Raw genomic sequence first — 13,608 nt, forward strand, 5'->3', positions numbered from 1 at the left:
GGCGCCATCGTCACCGGCTACCGCCTGCAGGAGGCCGGCGACGGCGATCTCCACGTGGGCACGGTCCACGTCGCCGCGGCCCGCGACGCGCAGGTGGCGCTGCACGCCTTCGCCACCGGGGCGCGCCTGGCGCGCACCGACGTCCACGCGGACATCAACGACGCGGGCGCCGACGTGACCCTCAACGGCCTGTATCTCACCCGTGGCCGGCAGTTCTGCGACTTCCACACGTGGGTGAACCACAACACCGAGCACGGCACCAGTCACCAGCTGTTCAAGGGCGTGCTCCAGGGCCGCTCGGAGACGGTGTTCGACGGCGTGGTGCGGGTGGCCGAGGGCGCCCAGAAGACCGACGCCCAGCAGCAGAACCGCAACCTGCTGCTCGACAAGCTGGCGCTGGCGCACTCCAATCCGCGGCTCGAGATCTACGCCGACGACGTCAAGTGCGCCCACGGCTCGACGGTGGGCGAGCTCGACGACGAGGCGCTGTTCTACCTGCGCTCCCGGGGCATCGGCCCGGCGGACGCCCAGGCCATGCTGACCCTGGCCTACGCCAGCGAGATGCTGCAGCCCATCCGGCTGCAGACGGTTCACGATCACGTGCGGGGACGGCTGCTCGAGTGGCTGCCCGGCGACGAGACGGTGAGGAGCGTGATATGAGCACCGTGGAGCCCGTGACGGAGCATCAGGCGCCGGTGTCGGCCCATCGCGAGGATTTCCCCATCCTCGCCCGGCCGATGAACGGCCGGCCGCTGGCGTTCCTCGACAGCGCGGCGAGCGCGCAGAAGCCGGCGTGCGTGATCGACGCCGAGGCCCGCTGCTATCGCGAGTACTACGCCAACATCCACCGTGGCGTCTACCAGCTCTCGCAGCGCTCGACGGACGCCTACGAGGGGGCGCGCAAGCGCGTGGCGGCGCTGCTCAACGCCCCGGATCACCGCGAGGTTGCGTTCGTGCGGGGCACGACCGAGGCGATCAACCTCGTCGCCCACAGCTTCGTGCGCCCGCAGCTGCAGCCGGGTGACGAGATCCTGATCACCGGCATGGAGCACCACTCCAACATCGTGCCGTGGCAGCTCATCTGCGAGGAGACCGGGGCGAAGCTCGTGGTCTCGCCGGTGACCGACACCGGCGAGGTGGACGTCGACGACTTCCGCGGCCGGCTCGGCCCGCGGACGCGGTTCGCGAGCATCACCCATGTCTCCAACGCCCTGGGCACGATCAATCCCGTCGCCGAGATGATCGCGGCCGCGCGCGAGGCCGACGTGCCGACGCTGGTGGACGGCGCCCAGGGCGTGCCCCACATGGCGGTGGACGTGCAGGCGCTGGGTTGCGATTTCTACTGCTTCTCGGGGCACAAGCTCTACGGTCCCTCGGGCGTCGGTGCCCTGTGGGGGCGTTTCGAGCTGCTGCGGGGCATGCGCCCCTACCAGGGTGGCGGCGAGATGATCCGCTATGTGACCTTCGAGAAGTCCGATTTCGCGCCGCCGCCGCAGCGTTTCGAGGCGGGTACGCCGAACATCGCCGGCGCCATTGCCCTGGGCGAGGCCGTGGACTACGTACGCGGCATCGGGCTGGAGCGCATCGGCGCCCACGAGCAGGCGCTGCTGGCCTACGCCACCGAGCACCTGGAGGCCATCGAGGGGCTGCGCATCATCGGCAATGCCGCGCACAAGGCGGGGGTGATCTCCTTCGTCCTCGACGGCGTGCATCCCCACGATATCGGCACCATCCTGGACCAGGAGGGGGTCGCCGTGCGCGCGGGGCACCACTGCGCGCAGCCGGTGATGGACCGCTTCGGCGTGCCGGCGACGGTGCGCGCCTCCTTCGGCCTGTACAATAGCCGGGAAGACGTTGACGCGCTGGTCAACGCCCTCCATCGAGTCAAGGAGTTCTTCGGCTGAATGTCTGAGCTGCGCGATCTGTATCAGGAGGTCATCCTCGACCACAACAAGCACCCCCGGAACTTCCATCCGGTGGATCCGCACTCCCACGAGGCGGACGGCTACAACCCGCTGTGCGGCGACCGCGTCCACCTGGAGCTGCAGGTCGACGACAACGGGGTGATCGAGTCCATCGGGTTCCAGGGCGACGGCTGTGCCATCTCCACCGCCTCCGCCTCGATCATGACCGAGGCGCTCAAGGGCCACACGGTGGAGGAGGCGAAGGCGCTGTTCGAGCGCTTTCGCCACCTGGTGACCGAGGACGACGCCGAGGTGGACCCGTCCATGGGCAAGGTGGCCGTGCTCGCCGGTGTGCGCGAGTTCCCCATGCGCGTGAAGTGCGCCACCCTGGCGTGGCACACCTTCGACGCGGCGATCCGGGAAGCGGGCGAGTTCACCGCGGAGTGAGCGCACGAGGCCGCGGGCCGTCCCGCGCGTAGCGAGCGACGGAGAACCATGAGCGAACAGGCAACCGTCATCGAGGGGCCCGAGGGGCTGTGCGGGGGTATCGTCGAGGCCCTGCGCTGCGTCTTCGACCCCGAGATCCCCGTCGATATCTACGAGCTCGGGCTGATCTACGAGATCCGTGCTGACGCGGACGGCTTCGTGGACGTCATCATGACCCTCACCGCCCCGTCCTGCCCGGTGGCCGGGCAGATGCCCGGCATGGTCAAGGCCGCGGTGGAGCAGGTGGAGGGCGTGGTGGCCGCCGAGGTGGAGCTCACCTGGGAGCCGGCATGGACGCAGGCGCGCATGTCCGAGGCCGCACGGCTGCAGCTCGGCTTCTTCTGATCCTCCGTGACGCCCGGCGTGGGGGTTGAGTCCCGCCGCGCCCTGGGCAATCCTGTCGGAAAATCACGAGAACAGCATGGCAGCCGCCGTCGATGCGCGTCTGCACATGCCCGACAGGGGAGCCTTCTTGCCATGTCCCTGCTGCGAACCTGCCACCGCGCGGCGTGCGCGGCCGTCGTGACGCTCGCCGCTTCCACGGCGGCCCCGGCCGCTGACGGGGGCCCGTCGGCCGCGCCCAATACCGTGTTCGTTCTCGATGCCTCCGGGTCCATGTGGGGCCGGATCGACGGCGAGCCCAAGATCGCCATCGCCCGGCGTGTCCTCGGTGACCTGATCGAGGCCCGCGATCCGGCGGACGTGCTCGGCCTCGTTGCCTATGGCCACCGTCGCAAGGGCGACTGCAGCGATATCGAGGTGCTGGTCGAGCCCGGGAAGGGGACGGGGGCGGCCATCCGCAAGGCGGTCGACGGGCTCTCGCCCAAGGGCAAGACGCCGCTCAGCGCGGCCGTCCGGCAGGCGGCGGAGACGCTCAAGTACCGCGAGGACCGCGCCAGCGTGATCCTGATCTCCGACGGCCGTGAGACCTGCGACCTCGATCCCTGCGAAGTCGGGCGGCGGCTGGAGGAGACCGGGGTGGGCTTCACCGCCCACGTGGTCGGCTTCGGCATCGAGAAGGCCGACACACGTGACCAGCTCGCCTGTCTCGCCGAGTCCACCGGCGGGCGTTACCTCACCGCCGACACCGCCAACGAGCTCTCCCGCGCGCTGGAGACGGTCAGTGCCGCACCGGCCACCGTCGACATCCGCATCGAGGCCGTGGACGGCGAGGGCGGTCCGGTGATCGGCCACGGTCTGCGCTGGAGCCTGACCCGGAAGGGCGACGGCGAGCGGCTCCTCGATAACGAGGGCATGGCGGCGGTGAACATGGCCCTGGAGCCCGCCGATTATCACGCGGAGGTACTCCGTATCCAGGACGAGGCCAGTGCCGAGCAGGACCTCACCGTCGAGGAAGACGGCGGGCAGCGCACCGTGACCGTGGCGCTGCCGCCGTTGCGTCCCCCGGCGAGCCTTGACGGTCCGGCATCGGCCCCGGCGGCCTCAAGCGTCCAGGTCCGCTGGGACGGCCCCGACGGCAAGGATGATTACGTCGCCGTGGCGCGTCCCGACGCGGCGGCCCGGGATTCCATCCGTTACGCCTACACCCGCAAGGGCGATCCGGCGATGCTTACCATGCCGCCGGAGCCCGGCGCCTACGAGCTGCGCTACGTCCAGAGCGAGGGCCGCAAGGTCCTGGCGCGGCGAGAGATCACCGTCGAGGCGGTGGGGGCGAGCCTGGATGCCCCCGAGACGGCGCGGGCCGCCGAACCGGTGCAGGTGCGCTGGGAGGGCCCGGACTACCAGGACGACTACATCACCGTCGCCCGCCCGGACGATGGGCCGCGGGACTATGAGGGTTACACCTATGCCCGGAAGGGCAACCCGCTGACCCTGACCATGCCTGCCGATCCGGGGACCTACGAGCTGCGCTACATCCAGCACGAGGGCCGCAAGGTCCTGGCGCGGCGAGAGATCACCGTCGAGGCGGTGGGGGCGAGCCTGGATGCCCCCGAGACGGCGCGGGCCGCCGAACCGGTGCAGGTGCGCTGGGAGGGCCCGGACTACCAGGATGACTACATCACCGTCGCCCGCCCGGATGACGGGGCGCGGGATTACGAGGGCTATACCTACACCCGCGACGGCAACCCGCTGACCCTGACCATGCCTGCCGATCCGGGGACCTACGAGCTGCGCTACATCCAGCGCGAGGGCCGCAAGGTCCTGGCGCGGCGAGAGATCACCGTCGAGGCGGTGGGGGCGAGCCTGGATGCCCCCGAGACGGCGAAGGCGGCCGAGCCGGTGCAGGTGCGCTGGGAGGGGCCGGACTACCAGGACGACTACGTCACCGTCGCCCGCCCGGATGACGGGGCGCGGGATTACGAGGGCTATACCTACACCCGCGACGGCAACCCGCTGAGGCTGACCATGCCACCGGAGGCGGGGACCTACGAGCTGCGCTACATCCAGCACGAGGGCCGCAAGGTTCTGGCGCGGCGAGAGATCACCGTCGAGGCGGTAGAGGCCGGCCTGGATGCCCCGGAGACGGCGAAGGCCGCGGAGCCCGTCCTGGTTACCTGGCAGGGTCCGGACTACCAGGACGACTACGTCACCGTTGCCCGCCCGGATGACGGGGCGCGGGATTACGAGGGCTATACCTACACCCGCGACGGCAACCCGCTGAGGCTGACCATGCCGCCGGAGGCGGGCACCTACGAGCTGCGCTACATCCAGCACGAGGGCCGGAAGGTCCTCGCGCAGCGCCGGATCACCGTCGAGCCCGTGGAGGCGAGCCTCGACGCGCCGGCCAGGGCAGCCGCCGGTGGGTCGATCCAGGTGCGCTGGCAGGGACCGGACTACCGGGACGACTACGTCACCCTGGCGCGCCCGGACGACGGGCCGCGGGACTACGAGAGCTACACCTACACCCGTGATGGCAACCCGTTATCCCTGTCCACGCCGGCGGAGCCGGGCGCCTATGAGCTGCGCTATATCCAGCACGAAGGCCGGCGGATCATCGCCACCACGCCGCTGGAGGTCATCCCGGCGGAGGAGTGAGCCGCGAAGCTACGGTGGCGGCCGCTACAGGCGATAGATGACGCGAACCGCGCCCCAGTGGCGGCCGTTGACCGTCACCGGCGCGGAGGCGTCGCGCACCAGCCGGAACTCGCCGCCGCCCATGTCCCGGCGGTAGACCTGCAGCAGGAACGGCTTGCGGTTGCGGGCCGCGGCGAGACCGACCCGGTCGCTGAAGATCCGGCGGTTCCGCGCATTGGCCGCGTTCCACTGGGGCTCGCCCGGGCGCTGCGCGTGGGAGACGTGCAGCGCGTGGGTGGCGATGTAGCCGTGGTCGTCCGTGGTGCAGCACGCGCTGATGTGCTCGTCGCCGTTGTGCACCGGTTCCTGGATCGGCGGCAGCACCCGGTCCGTGAACTCCGTGTAGCGGCTGAGGTACTGCTGCGGGTCGGTCCCGTCGATAGGCCGGTAGTCCCGGTCGAAGAGGTCCCGCTCGCTGATCTCCCCCGCGGCGACGGCCGCCTCGAAGGCGCGGCTCACCGCGTCGGCGGTCTCCTGCGCCGTGGTGATGTAGGGGTGGTCCGGGGTCTCCGCCTCGCTCTCGCAGGTGATATTGACGATCTCCTCGGTAATGCCGAGGAGCCGCTGGACCCGCTCGTTGGTCTGGCGCAGGTTCTCCGCGGAACCGTTGACCTCGTCGGTCAGCGCGTTGAGCCCGGAGACGGTCTCGCCGCAGTGTTCGTCGATGGCTCCGACCGCCGTGCTGATCTCGCGCGCGTGGGAATCGACGTTGCTTACCGTGTCAGTCATCGTGTTGATGACCTGGCGGATGGTCTGGGCGCCCTCGGTCACCCGCTCGGCCTGGGTATGGCTCGCCTCACCGCGGGCGACGAGGTTGCGTACCCGTTCGCCCAGGTCGGAGAGGGTGTGGTCGATCTCGCCGGTGGCATCGCCGGTCTGGTCCGCGAGCTGCTTGACCTGTTCGGCGACCACGGCGAAGCCGCGGCCGGCCTCCCCGGCGCGGCTCGCCTCGATGGTGGCGTTCAGCGCCAGCAGGTTGGTCTGCTTGGCGATGGCCGCTATCCCCCGGGCGACCTCGCTGATCCGGTTCAGGGCCTCGTCGAGGCTGGAGAGCTCGCTGCTGGTCTCCGTGACCGTGCCTGCGAGCTCCTGAATGTCATCGATGGAGCGCTCGATGGTCGCCCGCGAATCCTCCATCTCGGAGGCTGCGTTGCTGGCGAGCTCCTGCGTGGTGTGTGCGGCCGTGCGCACGGTCTCATTGTTCTCCGCGAGGCGGTCGGCGAGCTCGCGCAGGCGCGAGAATTCCCCGGCCTCATGATCGACATGGGCGCTGACGCTCTCCACCGAGCCGGCGATATCCACCAGCTCGATGCCGAGACGGCCGGTCCGCTCGGCAATCCTTTGCATCAGCTCCTGCTCGCCGCCTTCTCCCGGGCGTTCCTCCGCGGCTTCCGCCGCATCGTTTCGACGCAACCAGCGCATGCCTGTCCCCTTCCTCATCAGTGTCGCCGATCCCGGCGTATGTTCTATTCCTATACGCACATGTTATCGGCACCATAAGAAAAATTTGAGGGGTGGGCATTGCGCCATCCCATGACCCGCGGACACGGATAATGCGTATTGGGTATAAAAATGGGGTTGCTTAATCCCTTTGAGTATATTTGAATACGCGCATCCAAATACCGGTTTCGTGGAGTCACTGCAATGATCAGGAACATGTTCAGGGCCGGCGTGGCCCTTGCCGTACTGCTCGCCGGCGGCGTGGCGGCCGCGGCAGTGCCGCCGCTGGTCGGTCCGGACTGGCTCGCTGGTCACCGGGGCGACGCGGACGTCGCGGTGCTGGACGTGCGCAGCCCGATCGACGGCGGTGACGAGGTCGCCTTCGCCGACGGCCACATCCCGGGCTCGGTGGACGCCGGCTACACCAGCCATCCCTGGCGGGTGACGAAGGACGGCGTTGTCGGCAAGCTGCCGCCCGTCAGCGAGCTGGAGTCCCTGGTCGGGGGGCTGGGCGTGGACAACGGCGATACGGTGGTGATCGTCCCTGCCGGCACGGGCCCGACGGACTTCGGCAGCGCCGCCCGCGTGTACTGGACCTTCCGCGTGCTCGGGCACGACCGCGTGACCATTCTCAACGGCGGCTATCGCGGCTGGGTCGCGGCGGGCAACGAGGTGGCGACCGGTACCGTCTCTCCCCAGCCGGGTGATTTCGATGCGGATTTCCGCGAGGGCATGGTCGTGTCCACGCGGGACGTGGAGAACGCGGAGACCCGCGGAATCCAGCTCGTGGACGCGCGGCCGTCGGACTACTTCAAGGGTGACAAGAAGCATCCCGAGGCACGGGTGGCCGGCACCATCCCGGACGCGGTCAACATCCAGCACCAGCGTTTCCTCTCCGGCGGCGACGTCTGGCGCTTCGACCAGGACCGCGTGGACGCGGTGCTCGGTGACGTCTCCCTGGATGGCGACCGCCGCCCGGTGAGCTTCTGCAACACCGGCCACTGGGCGTCGACGACCTGGTTTGCGCTCTCCGAGGTCCGCGGCGAAGACAACGTCGGCCTCTACGACGGTTCCATGGTGGAGTGGACCGCTGACGAGTCGCACCCGGTGCAGGTCGCCAAGCAGGGCCTGGCGCGGATCCTCGACTTCTTCGGCGGCTGACCATGGCCAGCGTCAATCCAACCTCCGCCACCACCTCACCGGGGGCCGCCGCCGTCGACGGCGCCCGCCGGGTGGATGGCTTCGTCGTTGCCACCGCGCTCGCCGGCCTGGCACTGCTCGGCGCGCTGATCTGGCTCGAGGCCCCGATCGACCGGCTCTGGCTGCTGCTCATCGGTGCCGGCCTGGGCGTCGCGCTCTACCACGCGGCCTTCGGCTTCACCGCCGGCTGGCGCAACCTGGTAACCAAGCGCCGCAGCGGCGGCATGCGTGCGCAGATGCTGCTGCTCGGCATCGCCACCGTGCTGATCGTGCCGGTGCTCGGCTTCGCCGGGGAGCTCGGGCTCGCCGGTATCAGCGGCACCCTCGCGCCGGTGGGCACGTCGCTGGTCGTGGGCTCGTTCCTGTTCGGTTTCGGCATGCAGCTCGGCGGCGGCTGCGGCTCCGGGACGCTGTTTACGGTGGGCGCGGGGAATGTGCGCATGGTGATCACGCTGGCGGCGTTCATCGCCGGCTCCGTACTCGGCACCATGCACCTGCCCTGGTGGCTGGACCAGCCCGGGTTCGACCCGGTGAACCTGGTCACCGGCCTGGGCGTGGTCCCCGCGGTGGCGTTGCAGCTTGCCGTGCTGGCCGCGCTGGCGTGGTGGTTCGCGCGCATCGAGCGCCGTCATCACGGCGCGGTGGACCGGGTGATCCTGCGCCGGCCGGAGAACGGCTGGGCGGCGACCCTGTTCAAGGGCGGCTGGCCGCTGCTCTGGGGCGCGGTGGCGCTGGCGGTGCTCAACCTCGCGACCCTGGTGGTCGCCGGCTACCCCTGGGGTATCACCTTCGCCTTCGGCCTGTGGGGGGCGAAGATCCTCCAGGCGGTGGGCGTGGATATGGCCCACTGGGAATTCTGGACCTGGGATTACCCATCGCTGGCGCTGAAAGACAGCCTGCTGGTGAACATCGTCTCGGTGATGGACTTCGGGCTGCTTCTCGGCGCGATGCTCGCCGCCGGCATGGCCGGGCGCTTCAACCGCGCCAGCCGGCGGCGGTTGTCCGCCGGGCCGGTGGCCTCCGCGGTGCTCGGCGGTCTGGCGATGGGCTACGGGGCACGGCTCGGCTTTGGCTGCAACATCGGTGCGATGTTCAGCGGCATCGCCTCGGCCAGCCTGCACGGCTGGATCTGGTTCGCCTGCGCCTTCGCGGGTTCGCTGTTGGGTATCCGGCTGCGGCCCCGGATGGGTCTCGAGAACTGAGGGGGCGGTAATGACACAGCGACGCGACTACAGCCGGTGGCGGGTGCTCGCGGTCCTCTTCGGGCTGCTCGTGCTCATCCTTGCCGACCATATCAACTCGGCGACGTTCGCGCTCAACAGCGGGCAGGGCGGGGTGGAAACCAGCTATTCCCAGCTCGATGAGAGCGCCTGCGCGCCCTGTGGTGCGCCGTGTCCCTCCAGGCGCGAGGGTGACGGATAGACAGGCCGGCCGCCGGGCCGGTGCCGGCCGTGCTGCCGAGGGGATGGGCGCGCCCTGTCCCCGGTGGTAACCTTGCTGCCATGACCGTCCTGCTGCGTTCACTGCTCGTGATGCTCGTTCTGGCGCTTGCCTCCGGCGGCGTCGGCGTCGCGTCGGTGCGGGTGCCCGCCAACGAGGCGCCCTGTGCACGGAGCGTTGCGGACGCCGATACCGGCGGCTGCATGACCGTTGCCCCGGAGCAATGCCCGACGTGCCCGCAGGCCGCGGTCATCTCCCGTTCCCCCGTTTCCGCCCTGAGGGCGTTCGCGCGGGCGGTGGCGCCCGTCCGGGCGCCGGTCCCGGCGCTGCGTGCGGCCTGGACCGATCCCCACTACCGTCCCCCCGCGCTCCGCGGCTGATTCCTCCCGGATTATCCGACCCGGTCGCCGCCGTTCCAGGTGCCGGTGTCGCCGTTCAGCGAATCGAAACGGAGTCTTCAACATGAATCATCGAATCGTACGGGTGCGCGGGCGTGCACGCCGGATGCTGTCTGCCATGGCCTTCGTCACCGCGGTGCTGGGGAGCTCGGCCGCCGTGGCCGCACCCGTCACCGTCTACAAGACCGCCACCTGCGGCTGCTGCGAGGCGTGGGTAACCCACATGCGCGAATCGGGCTTCGAGGTGGCGGCGAAAGACGTCACCCAGGCCCGCCTCTACGAGATCAAGCAGGCCGCCGGCATCGGCCGGGAGGCGGCCTCTTGCCATACGGCGTTTATCAACGATTATGTGATCGAGGGGCACGTGCCGGCGCGGGACGTGCGGCGGGTCCTGGCGGACGCGCCCGACGGCGTGCGCGGTCTCACCGTCCCGGGGATGCCGCTCAGCGCCCCGGGGATGGACGTGCCCGGCCGTTCCGAGCGTTATCAGGTACTGGCGCTCGACGGGGCGGGTGGTACCCGGGTGTACGCCACCCATGGCCAACGCTGATCGAATGGCTCGGTTTTCAGGAGGAATACACCGATGAGATACAAGACACCACTGCTTGCTGTGACGATGGCCGCGGCCCTCGGTGTGGCCGGCGTTGCCGCCGGCCACGGCGGCTCTGACGATGATATGCCCATGTGGCACAACGGCGCCGGCGGTATGCCCTCCATGATGGGCGGGCGTGGCGCCCCGGGTGCCGGCTACGGTCCCGGCATGATGGGCGGTGCCGCCCCGTATGGCGGTTATGGCCCCGGCATGGGCATGATGCACGGCGGCCCGGGCATGATGATGGGCGGTTACGGCGCCGGAATGGGTATGATGTACGGCGGCCCGATGATGGGCGGTGGCGGCATGGCCGGTGGCATGGGCTACTGGCTGCAGGCCCTGGACCTCAGCGACGAGCAGCGCGAGCGTATGCTCGAGCTGCGCCGTACCTACCGGGAGGCCGCCTACGAGCGGATGGCGAAGATGGGCACGCTGATGGACGAGTTCCGCGCCGCAATGGCCGGGGACAAGCCCGATCCCGCCCGGATCCGTGATCTCCACGACCAGATGGCCGATCTCCAGGGCGAGCAGATCGCCCAGGCGGTGCGCCTGCGCAACGAGCTCACCGGCCTGCTCACCGACGAGCAGCGCGAGCAGCTGCGCGAGGCCCCGATGCCCTGGGGCGGGATGCACGGCGGCTGGTGAGCCGCAGGGGCGGCCGCCGGCCGCCCCTGCACCGACTGATGCCGTCGGGCACGCGGGAACGGTTCAGCGTTTCCCTAACGCCCCGGGATCGAAGTCGTCCACGTCGATCACCGTCCGGCGGGCCCGCCGGGCGGTTCTCAGCTTCTCCGCCTCCGCGTCGTCCACCAGTTCCGCGGCCCGTGCCGCGGTGATGTCGTCGCCGTCCGCGTCGACCCTGAGGGTCCCGGCGCGCAGGGCGTCGTGCAGTCGCCGCTCCAGCGGCGCGGCCGCCACCGTGCGTTGCAGCGCATCCTCCAGCGCCCCGGTGGCTTCGGCGGGATCGGCACTGCGGTAGATACCGCGCAGCAGGCGGTCCCGGGCGCTACCGGGCTGCATCGGCACGGCGGCCACGGTGCGCCCGAGGGCGTCGTCCGGCCCGCGCCGGCGCCGGCCCAGGGGGAAGATCAGCCCCCGCAGCAGCCAGGCGAGCGGCCGGGCGGGGAGGTTCGCCATCACCGCATCCAGGCGCGCCTCGATCAGTGCCAGTGTCTCCGCCATGACCCAGCGCACCACCGGCAGATCGCTGCGGGGGGAGCCGTCGTCGTGGAAGCGCTTGAGGGTCGCCGAACCGAGGTAAAGCAGCGAGAGTACGTCGCCGAGCCGCGCCGAGAGCCGTTCGCGGCGTTTGAGCGCGCCGCCCAGCGAGAGCATCGCGGCGTCCGCGCACAGGGCGAAGGCCGCGGCGTAGCGGGACAGGGCGCGGAATTCGTCCCGGGTGGCGTCGGCGCGTTCCGGGGCGGCGGCGACACGGGCGCCCGTGAGCCCGAGGATCAGTGAGCGGGCGGCGTTGGAGAGGGTGAATCCGGCGTGGGCGAAGAGCTCGCGGTCGAAGGCCGCGCGATCGCCGTCCTGCAGCGCGCGCATCTCGGCGAGGACGTGAGGATGGCAGCGGATCGCGCCCTGGCCGAATATCATCATGTTGCGCGTGAGGATGTTGCTGCCCTCCACGGTGATGGGGATGGGCGCGGTCTGCCACGCGCGGCCGAGGTAGTTGTTCGGCCCGAGGCAGATCCCCTTGCCGCCGTGCACGTCCATGGCGTCGGTGATCGAGGCGCGGGCGCGCTCGGTGAGGTGGTATTTCACCACTGCCGAGAGCACCGCCGGCGCCTCGCCCTGGTCCACGGCGGTGGCGGTCAGGGCGCGGGCGGCCTCGGTGACGTAAGCGTTGCCGGTGATACGCGCGAGCGCCTCCTGGACGCCCTCGAACTCGCCGATGGGCAGACCGAACTGCTCGCGCACCCGGGCATAGGCACCGGTGGTCCACGCGGCCATGCGCGCCTGCGCGGTGCCCGCCGACGGCAGACTGATGGAGCGCCCCACGGAGAGGCAGTTCATCAGCATGCGCCAGCCCTCGCCGATGCCCTCGCGCCCGCCGATCACCTGCTCCAGCGGGATGAACACTTCGTGGCCGCGGTTGGGTCCGTTCATGAACGCGGCGTTCAGCGGGAAGTGGCGCCGTCCGATCTCCACCCCCGGGGTGTCCGTGGGGATCAGTGCCAGGGTGATGCCGAGCTCGCCGGGTCCGCCGAGCAGGCCCTCCGGGTCGCGTGCCCGGAAGGCGAGTCCCAGCAGGGTCGCTACCGGGCCTAGCGTGATGTAGCGCTTCTCCCAGTTGAGACGCAGGCCGAGCACCTGCTCGCCGTTGACCTCCCCGTGGCAGACCACGCCGGTATCGGGGATGGCGCCGGCGTCGGAGCCGGCGAGCGGGCCGGTGAGGGCGAAGCAGGGGATCTCCTCGCCACGGGCGAGCCGTGGCAGGTAGTAATCGCGCTGGGTATCGGTGCCGTAGCGCAGTAGCAGCTCGGCGGGACCGAGGGAGTTCGGCACCATCACCGTGGAGCCCAGGTCGCCGCTGCGGCTGGCGAGCTTCATCGCCACCGCCGAGTGGGCCTGGGCGGAGAAGCCCTTGCCGCCGTAGGCGGCGGGGATGATGAGCCCGAAAAAGCCCTGCTCGCGGATGTATTCCCATGCCTGCGGGGGCAGGTCCAGGCGCTCGTGGGTCACCGCCCAGTCGTCGACCATCGCGCACAGGGTCTCGCACGGGCCGTCCAGGAACGCCTGCTCCTCGGGGCTCAGCGACGGTGCCGGGTAGTCCAGCAGGTTGTCCCAGTCCGGCCGGCCGGTGAACAGCTCCGCGTCCCACCACACGGTTCCGGCGTCCAGGGCAATACGCTCGGTCTCGGAGATTGCCGGCATCGCCGTGGCGGCCCGGGTGAAGGCCGGATCGCTGAGCAGCCGCCGGCGCAGCCGGACGTTGTTCAGCACCACCGCGACCGCGGCGAAGGCGGCCCAGGCGAGGATGTCCCAGCCCGGCGCGTGCCGGCCGAGCAGGGTGAACAGCGCCAGGTAGGCGGCTAAGGCCGCTGTCGCCGCCGTCAGCCGGGTACGCCGGTACGCGAGTGTGCCGACCAGTGCGAGGAACGCGAAG

At 70.3% G+C, this 13,608-nt stretch carries 13 protein-coding genes; 11 read left to right on the forward strand and 2 right to left on the reverse strand.

The window, feature by feature from the left end; translation table 11 throughout:
* The 5 genes from sufD to G7A99_RS24830 form a co-directional block, all read left to right on the forward strand.
* Nucleotides 1-660 (forward strand): Fe-S cluster assembly protein SufD (sufD, locus tag G7A99_RS03470; RefSeq protein ID WP_163138884.1); only part of this gene is annotated, 660 nt, incomplete at its 5' end.
* Nucleotides 657-1,904 (forward strand): aminotransferase class V-fold PLP-dependent enzyme, encoded by a 1,248-nt coding sequence (locus tag G7A99_RS03475; RefSeq protein WP_163138885.1) that lies wholly within the window; start codon nt 657-659, stop codon nt 1,902-1,904. The genes sufD and G7A99_RS03475, both read left to right, overlap by 4 nt.
* Complete coding sequence (gene sufU / locus G7A99_RS03480; protein ID WP_018718166.1) at nt 1,905-2,351, forward strand: Fe-S cluster assembly sulfur transfer protein SufU; 447 nt, start codon at nt 1,905-1,907, stop codon at nt 2,349-2,351. It abuts the gene before it with no gap.
* A gap of 48 nt (nt 2,352-2,399) precedes the next feature.
* Nucleotides 2,400-2,735, forward strand: a complete 336-nt coding sequence (locus G7A99_RS03485; protein WP_163138886.1) for a DUF59 domain-containing protein — start codon at nt 2,400-2,402, stop codon at nt 2,733-2,735.
* A 132-nt stretch (nt 2,736-2,867) separates the two neighbouring features.
* On the forward strand, nt 2,868-5,387 hold the full coding sequence (locus tag G7A99_RS24830; RefSeq protein WP_205599713.1) for a VWA domain-containing protein: 2,520 nt from the start codon (nt 2,868-2,870) through the stop codon (nt 5,385-5,387).
* Nucleotides 5,388-5,411: 24 nt separating this feature from the next.
* Here G7A99_RS24830 and G7A99_RS03495 read toward each other — a convergent pair whose 3' ends face one another.
* A complete protein-coding gene (locus G7A99_RS03495) occupies nt 5,412-6,866 on the reverse strand; it encodes a methyl-accepting chemotaxis protein (RefSeq protein WP_240466077.1) in 1,455 nt (484 codons plus the stop codon).
* Between the two features lie 204 nt (nt 6,867-7,070).
* On the opposite strand from G7A99_RS03495, the gene G7A99_RS03500 reads away from it, so the two are divergent.
* From G7A99_RS03500 to G7A99_RS03525, 6 genes are all read left to right on the forward strand, one after another.
* Nucleotides 7,071-8,027 (forward strand): sulfurtransferase, encoded by a 957-nt coding sequence (locus G7A99_RS03500; protein WP_163138887.1) that lies wholly within the window; start codon nt 7,071-7,073, stop codon nt 8,025-8,027.
* A gap of 2 nt (nt 8,028-8,029) precedes the next feature.
* Nucleotides 8,030-9,268, forward strand: coding sequence for a YeeE/YedE family protein (locus tag G7A99_RS03505; protein WP_205599714.1), 1,239 nt, complete (start codon nt 8,030-8,032; stop codon nt 9,266-9,268).
* Between the two features lie 10 nt (nt 9,269-9,278).
* On the forward strand, nt 9,279-9,488 hold the full coding sequence (locus G7A99_RS03510) for a hypothetical protein (RefSeq protein WP_018718160.1): 210 nt from the start codon (nt 9,279-9,281) through the stop codon (nt 9,486-9,488).
* Between the two features lie 80 nt (nt 9,489-9,568).
* Entirely contained in the window at nt 9,569-9,886 is a 318-nt protein-coding gene (locus tag G7A99_RS03515; RefSeq protein WP_163138888.1) for a hypothetical protein, read from the forward strand.
* Between the two features lie 82 nt (nt 9,887-9,968).
* Nucleotides 9,969-10,454 (forward strand): DUF411 domain-containing protein, encoded by a 486-nt coding sequence (locus G7A99_RS03520; RefSeq protein WP_018718158.1) that lies wholly within the window; start codon nt 9,969-9,971, stop codon nt 10,452-10,454.
* Between the two features lie 33 nt (nt 10,455-10,487).
* Entirely contained in the window at nt 10,488-11,141 is a 654-nt protein-coding gene (locus G7A99_RS03525) for a Spy/CpxP family protein refolding chaperone (protein ID WP_084594159.1), read from the forward strand.
* Between the two features lie 63 nt (nt 11,142-11,204).
* Here the strand turns inward: G7A99_RS03525 and G7A99_RS03530 are convergent.
* On the reverse strand, nt 11,205-13,608 hold a 2,404-nt coding region (locus tag G7A99_RS03530; RefSeq protein ID WP_205599715.1), incomplete at its 5' end, for an acyl-CoA dehydrogenase.

It is taken from the genome of Arhodomonas sp. KWT (genome assembly GCF_010993615.1).

What these genes read in the sequence shown, in the direction of transcription:
- G7A99_RS03475 (WP_163138885.1), top strand. Translation starts at nt 657, where the DNA reads ATGAGCACCGTGGAGCCCGTGACGGAGCATCAGGCGCCGGTGTCGGCC.
- sufU (WP_018718166.1), top strand. Translation starts at nt 1,905, where the DNA reads ATGTCTGAGCTGCGCGATCTGTATCAGGAGGTCATCCTCGACCACAAC.
- G7A99_RS03485 (WP_163138886.1), top strand. Translation starts at nt 2,400, where the DNA reads ATGAGCGAACAGGCAACCGTCATCGAGGGGCCCGAGGGGCTGTGCGGG.
- G7A99_RS24830 (WP_205599713.1), top strand. Translation starts at nt 2,868, where the DNA reads ATGTCCCTGCTGCGAACCTGCCACCGCGCGGCGTGCGCGGCCGTCGTG.
- G7A99_RS03495 (WP_240466077.1), bottom strand. Translation starts at nt 6,866, where the DNA reads ATGAGGAAGGGGACAGGCATGCGCTGGTTGCGTCGAAACGATGCGGCG.
- G7A99_RS03500 (WP_163138887.1), top strand. Translation starts at nt 7,071, where the DNA reads ATGATCAGGAACATGTTCAGGGCCGGCGTGGCCCTTGCCGTACTGCTC.
- G7A99_RS03505 (WP_205599714.1), top strand. Translation starts at nt 8,030, where the DNA reads ATGGCCAGCGTCAATCCAACCTCCGCCACCACCTCACCGGGGGCCGCC.
- G7A99_RS03510 (WP_018718160.1), top strand. Translation starts at nt 9,279, where the DNA reads ATGACACAGCGACGCGACTACAGCCGGTGGCGGGTGCTCGCGGTCCTC.
- G7A99_RS03515 (WP_163138888.1), top strand. Translation starts at nt 9,569, where the DNA reads ATGACCGTCCTGCTGCGTTCACTGCTCGTGATGCTCGTTCTGGCGCTT.
- G7A99_RS03520 (WP_018718158.1), top strand. Translation starts at nt 9,969, where the DNA reads ATGAATCATCGAATCGTACGGGTGCGCGGGCGTGCACGCCGGATGCTG.
- G7A99_RS03525 (WP_084594159.1), top strand. Translation starts at nt 10,488, where the DNA reads ATGAGATACAAGACACCACTGCTTGCTGTGACGATGGCCGCGGCCCTC.